Here is a 6,240-nt window from a genome sequence, read left to right as displayed (position 1 = left end):
ATGGCCCATCGCCGTGAGCTTGCGGGCCCAGTACTGCGAGCCCCCACAGGCTTCCATCCCGACCAGGCAGGGAGCCCGGTTCGCGAAATGCTCGAGGAATACAGCACGCTTCACCGGCTTGTTCACGATCTCGCCCGTCTCTGCGTCGATGTAATGGAGTTGCATCACGTTCTTTGCAATGTCCGCACCCACTGTCATATGCGTCATGTCGGAGCCTCCGGTTTGCCAGGAAAACCTCTATGGTCTTCCATCTGGGCACTCTGATGCCGTCGGCCCGTGAGGCTCCGCCTTCCTGCCGGCTCCCACGGATCACGGATGGGAGGCGTTCATATCATTTACTATGTTCCCCTTCCCCGCCGGCCCTCGGAATTGCTCGCTTCAGTAGCCCGACAGTTTCACTCGGACAACCACGCACAACCTCCCTCGATTCCTAAAGTTTCTATGTAGAAACTGCCGATGCCCGCCAGCGACATGCTTTAAGTAGGCGCGCTACCCGCGCCACGGTACGGTTCGCCCGCGCTGGCAGTGCAAGTGCAATCTCGTTTGAGTCACTCGCCAACGGACAAGGTGTCGGGCCCCAATAAACTATCCGGGATAGATCATGGGAAGATCCATCTGCACCCAGTCACCATCATTGCGAAGCGCCGCCGCACGCGGTGCGGTGGAGAGCAGCACGTAGTCACCGACCGCGTGCGTCACGCCACTTTCACTCGCACGGGCGACCGTTACGGTTGCGATTTGATACCCGCGTTTACGCAGCTCGCACACACGTGCACGAGGATCGAGGATGTCGAGGAAGCGCATTGCCTCCACGGTAGTAACACGACCGAAAGCAGAGAAAGCCTGAAGCAAGCGTTCGCGCTGCCGGCTCGCACTATTGCCAGGTTGTCGAGCCAAAATCACCCTCAGTGCCGTCGCCATCGTAGTTGCATCAACTCGTGCCATGCTTTTCCTTCTAGTTGTGAGCATGGACACAATGTTCGCCTAGCATCCCGCAAACCCTGCTACGTCAATCTCTCCGCTCGGGAGGGGGAAAGCGTCCGGAAGAAATTGATGTCAAAAGCCTAGGTAATTCATCCGGCCGGCTGTTCAAGCTGTACGGGCGCGATGCCAAACTCGTCTGCGAGCTCCATCAATGTCGCCACCGTGACGGTTGCGGCAGTCGGATCGGTGAGCGACCGGAGCAACCGCAACGCCTCTGCGATTTTCTCGCCGTCTGACCTACTGTCGCCCCCAATCAACGGAGTCGATACTGGATTCACGCTGACCCGGCTGATCAGATGGTGAGTCGCATTTTCGCTGGCGATACCCGCCACTCTTTCGGAAGCGGCCTGAGCGGCAATCGTCGACCTCACAGCGGGTGTGAGAATCGAGCGAATCGTGCGATCGCTCGTCTCCTCCCAAGCAAGAACCGTAGCCACCATCAGAAATTTCGTCGGGAAACTTGAGCTAAGCACGTACAACGAACGGGCAAGGTGGAGAACAAATGCCCGTCGATCTCCCAGCGGCAACCGGCCCGCCGATCGCGGCGGCACGCGAGAAGGTGCGGCACAAATACGGCTAAGTGGTTCGCGAAAAGCCGGATCCGTCCGATCGCCGATGACCCATGACCCGGCCGAATCAAGGTCCGCCTCAAAGGCAGAAGCCGAAGCCTGCAGCTTTCTGACCTGGGCAACAGTCGGAGCCAGTTCAGCCTCTTGCCCCTCGACGCACGCCAAATACGCTCTCGCGACCGCCTCGGCCACCTTCACTCCGAATACCGTCGACTGCGTCATGGGCGTCGCGTCGAAAAAGGTGCGGCTATCGCGATCGTCGCGCAAGTAGCGACACCAATTGTCGGCTGCCCTTTTTTGCGGCTGCGTGGCCAAGAACGCTTGTGCACGCTCGATTGTATCTGCGAGCGTTTGATTATCGATGGCGAGGACGGTCACGGGTTGCTCCCGATTCTTATTACGGTTCGATCAAGGCTGAATGCCGTCGATTGTAGCCTGCGGAGTCGCCGCCCCCCAGCAACCGCGGACGTCGGAGTGCCGACGACGGACTTATAACCGTGATAAGTCGTATTATCAGGGTTACATCTTCCTCCTTCCCTCTGCGGAGATGCCTCTCCGATTAGGGCGAGAACAGAAAACGTACGTTTTCCGTACCCGTGCCAACTAGTACCGACAGGCGGTCACCCCATCGCCGCCAAGCGTCGCGCATCTGCGCGTCATAATCGAACTGCAGATAGATCCGATCAAGCGGATCGTTTCGTGCGTGGTTCAGACATCGATGCACGATGCTTTCCGGAATGCCCAGCGATTGCATCATCGTTGCGCACGTCCGACGCAAGTCGTGACATTTCCATTGCCCCCCCGGGACAGTGAGCGCATCGGTTGCCCTCGTGCGACCCTCGGTCGGCGCATCCTTTGGGCGTTGCCGATTACGGATAGCCCCGCAGGTCGTATGGATGCTGACGTGCGGCAGCTTACCCTTTTCCGACGGGAACACATAATCGCGCCGTGCGTCGCCCTCCGGCACGCCGGCGCGCACGACCTGCTGCGCCGCAAACTGCGCGAGGACGAAATCGGAAAGGTGAATTGTGATCGCCGTGTTCGACTTCGTGTGTTCCTTTGGGATGGTCCACGTCCGTGCCTTGAAGTCAAGATCGGTCCATCGCGTCAGGACTGTTTCGCCGACGCGCGTTCCGCAAGCGAGCATCACCCATACCGCTGACGCAATGGAGCATGGAAGCCGAGCGGCCGGAATCAGTTCACCGAGCATGCAGATTTCGTCGTCCGTAAGCGTCCGATCGCGTTCGTTGCCACGCACCGGATCGTAATCGCCTGAAACAACATCCTCTTTTGCAAGCGCAAGCACATCGCAATCGATCAACAAGCGCTTCCACGGCTGATTACGCTCGCCCCATCGAATCATTTGTTGGATGGTTATCAGCATCTCGACCGCTTGGCGGTTGTATCCCACATCGGAAATCGCGGTAAGCAGCGGCAGAACGTTCGACGCAAACACGCCTGCGATCCGGTGAGCACGAAGAGTCGGCAGCACATGCTTTTCCATCGCAGCTCGAAGCGACTTACCGCCATCCTTTCGGCCTTTCTTGCCGCGCTTCTTGTTGACCGTCGCGAACCACGCATCGAATAAGTCGCCGAATGTGAGGTCCGCCGTCACCGCTTGTTCAACCTTGGCCTGGCGTTCACGCTTCTTCGCTTCGAGGTAGTCCACGCCGTCGCGCGCGTGTGAACGAATCGTCGCAGCCGCTGCGCGCGCATCCTCTAGCGATAACTGCGCATCGGTCGTCGAGCGCGCCCACGTCTTGCCGAGCGGCTTATCGCATTGCTTGCCATTGATACTGACGCGAACAAACCAAGATTTCCCGCCGGCCGGCCCCACGCGCAGGAACAGTCCACGCCCATCCGACAGGAAATACCGCTTTCCGGTCGCCTTCGCAGCTTCGATTTGCCTGACTGTCAATGCCCCCATGATCGCCCTCCATCGATATCGTGATCCGATCGGCCCGCGCATCCTCAGCAGAGCCTACCCCACGCCACGAACACTAAAAAGACACTAAAAAGTTGCGGCTCGTGCGGGATTTCCGCGGCATTGGGCGGACCACCGATTCCCCGCAAACCCTTATCCGACGCGGCTCAGACGGATTTCGTCGGACTTGGCCGGATCACCCGGAAAATAATCACGATTCATTTAACTTTCCGTGAGGACTTCGACACCGGCCGTTGCCTACGATGGGCGCATGTTTTCAGCACCTGCTTCCAGGAGCCCGTCATGCCTACCCGCAGACATCTGCTGTTCGCCGGCGCCACCGGCCTTGCCGCGCTCGCCGCGCTGTCGTCCGCCGGCCGGCGCGCATTGGTCGGCCGCGCATTTGCCGCGCCGCCGGCCGGCGCACCCACGGCGGCCCCTTTCGAGGTCACGCTCAGCGATGCCGAATGGCATCGCCGGCTCACGCCCGCCCAATACACGATCCTGCGCGAAGCCGGCACCGAGCGGCCGTACAGCAGCCCGCTGAACGACGAGCACCGGACCGGCACGTTCGCCTGTGCCGGCTGCAGCCTCGCGCTGTTCTCGTCCGCCGCCAAGTTCGACAGCCATACGGGCTGGCCGAGCTTCTGGAAGCCGCTCGACCACGCGGTCGACAACCACACCGACACCACGTTCGGCATGGTCCGCACCGAAGTGCACTGCCGGCGCTGCGGCGGCCATCTCGGCCACGTGTTCGACGACGGCCCGCCGCCGACCGGCCTGCGCTACTGCATGAACGGCCTCGCGCTCACCTTCCACCCGGCTGCCGCCTGATCCGGCCCCACTCCCGACCGACTGGAGAACGCACCATGCTGCTCATCGTCCTTGCCTATCTCGGCGGCGTGCTCACGATCCTGAGCCCCTGCATCCTGCCCGTGCTGCCGTTCGTGTTCGCCCGCGCCGACCAGCCGTTCGTGCGCACCGGCCTGCCGCTGCTCGCCGGCATGGCGCTCACGTTCGCCGTCGTCGCGACGCTCGCCGCCGTCGGCGGCGGCTGGGTCGCGCAGGCGAACCAGGCCGGCCGCTGGATCGCGATCGTCTTGCTCGCCGTGTTCGGCCTGACGCTGCTGATGCCGCGCTTCGCGGAACACCTGACACGCCCGCTCGTCGCGGCCGGCAACCGGCTCACCGGGTTCGCGCAGCGCGACGGCCGCGCGGCCGGCCCCGCGTCGTCGTTGCTGCTCGGCGTCGCGACAGGCCTGCTGTGGGCGCCGTGTGCAGGCCCGATCCTCGGCCTCGTGCTGACCGGCGCCGCGTTGCGCGGCGCGAGCGTCGGTACCACGCTGCTGCTCGTCGCGTATGCGGCCGGCGCAGCGACATCGCTCGCGATCGCGCTCGTGATCGGCGGCAAGGTGTTCGCCGCGATGAAGCGCTCGCTCGGCGCCGGCGAATGGATCCGGCGCGGGATCGGCGCGGCGCTGCTGGCCGGCGTCGGCGCAATCGCACTCGGCCTCGACACCGGCGCGCTCGCGCAGCTTTCGACCGTCACGACGGGCGGCCTCGAGACGAAGCTCGTCGAGCGCCTCGGCGGACGCTCGAACGGCGCACCGGCAGAACCGGCAGCACCAGCGGCACCAGCCGCGATGGCCGCAACCGGCAACACCACCGACAACGCCACCGGCGGCGCGATGATGGCCGCGGCAGCCGACGAGGCAACGGCCGGCGGCGGTGCGATGGCCGGCAGCGCGATGATGCGCGCGGCCGTCACGACGCCGTCCGCGCTGCCCGTCGAAGGCACGCTGCCGTCGCTCGACGGCGCCGTGCAGTGGCTGAACTCGCCGCCGCTGACCGCGGCCGGCCTGCGCGGCAAGGTCGTGCTCGTCGATTTCTGGACGTATTCGTGCATCAACTGCCTGCGCACGCTGCCGTACACGAACGCGTGGGCACGCAAGTACGCGCCGTACGGGCTCGTCGTGATCGGCGTGCACGCGCCGGAGTTCGCGTTCGAACGCGACATCGGCAACGTGAAGAAGGCCGTGCACGACCTCGGCATCGACTACCCGGTCGCGATCGACAACGGCTATTCGATCTGGCGCGCCTTCAACAACGAATACTGGCCGGCGCACTACTTCATCGACGCGCAAGGACGCGTTCGCCATCACCACTTCGGCGAAGGCGAATACGCGCAGTCGGAACGCGCGATCCAGTCGCTGCTCGCGGAAGCCGGCCATCCGGAAGCGCTGAACGTGCCGCTCGGGATCGCCGGGGCGCCTGCGAAGGGCGCGCTCGCGGCAGCCGACAGCGCGGACGTCCGCTCGCCCGAAACCTATGTCGGCTATGCGCGCGCAGAAAGCTTCGCGTCGCCGGGCGGCGCCGTGCGCGATGCTGTGCACCGCTACGACGCGCCGGCCCGGCCGGACCTCAACGACTGGGGCCTCGCGGGCACCTGGAATGTCGGCGGCGAGCGTGCGTCGCTCGCCGCCCCCGACGGCCGGATCGTCTACCGGTTCCATGCACGCGACCTGCACCTCGTGCTCGGCCCGGGCGCGAACGGCCAGCCCGTGCGCTTTCGCGTGACGCTCGACGGCGCGGCGCCCGGTGCCGCGCACGGCGCCGACGTCGACGCGCAGGGCTACGGCACGGTCACCGGCCAGCGCCTTTACCAGCTCGTCCGGCAGCCGGGGGCGATCGCCGATCGCACGTTCGCGATCGAGTTTCTCGATGCCGGTGTCGATGCGTACGCATTCACTTTCGGTTGATCGC

The 6,240-nt window shown here is 64.1% G+C and carries 5 protein-coding genes and 1 pseudogene; 2 read left to right on the top strand and 4 right to left on the bottom strand.

Annotation, left to right across the window (positions count from 1 at the left end; all coding sequences use genetic code 11):
* The 4 genes and pseudogenes from U5798_RS36350 to U5798_RS36335 form a co-directional block, all read right to left on the bottom strand.
* Positions 1–207: pseudogene (locus tag U5798_RS36350) on the bottom strand (IS110 family transposase); the annotation flags it as partial.
* 378 nt (positions 208–585) lie between these two features.
* Positions 586–945, bottom strand: coding sequence for a helix-turn-helix domain-containing protein (locus U5798_RS36345; protein WP_080465610.1), 360 nt, complete (start codon positions 943–945; stop codon positions 586–588).
* 128 nt (positions 946–1,073) lie between these two features.
* Positions 1,074–1,931 carry a hypothetical protein gene (locus U5798_RS36340; protein WP_062885880.1) on the bottom strand — a complete coding sequence of 286 codons (858 nt, stop codon included), beginning with the start codon at positions 1,929–1,931 and terminating at the stop codon, positions 1,074–1,076.
* Between the two features lie 181 nt (positions 1,932–2,112).
* Positions 2,113–3,480 carry a tyrosine-type recombinase/integrase gene (locus U5798_RS36335; RefSeq protein WP_059677999.1) on the bottom strand — a complete coding sequence of 456 codons (1,368 nt, stop codon included), beginning with the start codon at positions 3,478–3,480 and terminating at the stop codon, positions 2,113–2,115.
* A gap of 300 nt (positions 3,481–3,780) precedes the next feature.
* On the opposite strand from U5798_RS36335, the gene msrB reads away from it, so the two are divergent.
* Positions 3,781–4,311 (top strand): peptide-methionine (R)-S-oxide reductase MsrB, encoded by a 531-nt coding sequence (msrB, locus tag U5798_RS36330; protein WP_322084822.1) that lies wholly within the window; start codon positions 3,781–3,783, stop codon positions 4,309–4,311.
* A 35-nt stretch (positions 4,312–4,346) separates the two neighbouring features.
* On the top strand, positions 4,347–6,236 hold the full coding sequence (locus U5798_RS36325; RefSeq protein WP_322084821.1) for a cytochrome c biogenesis protein DipZ: 1,890 nt from the start codon (positions 4,347–4,349) through the stop codon (positions 6,234–6,236).
* Positions 6,237–6,240 lie beyond the last annotated feature (4 nt).

The sequence above is a fragment of the Burkholderia sp. BCC1972 genome, from assembly GCF_905339605.1.
Taxonomy (GTDB): domain Bacteria; phylum Pseudomonadota; class Gammaproteobacteria; order Burkholderiales; family Burkholderiaceae; genus Burkholderia.
This window is presented reverse-complemented; position numbering and strand designations above follow the sequence as displayed.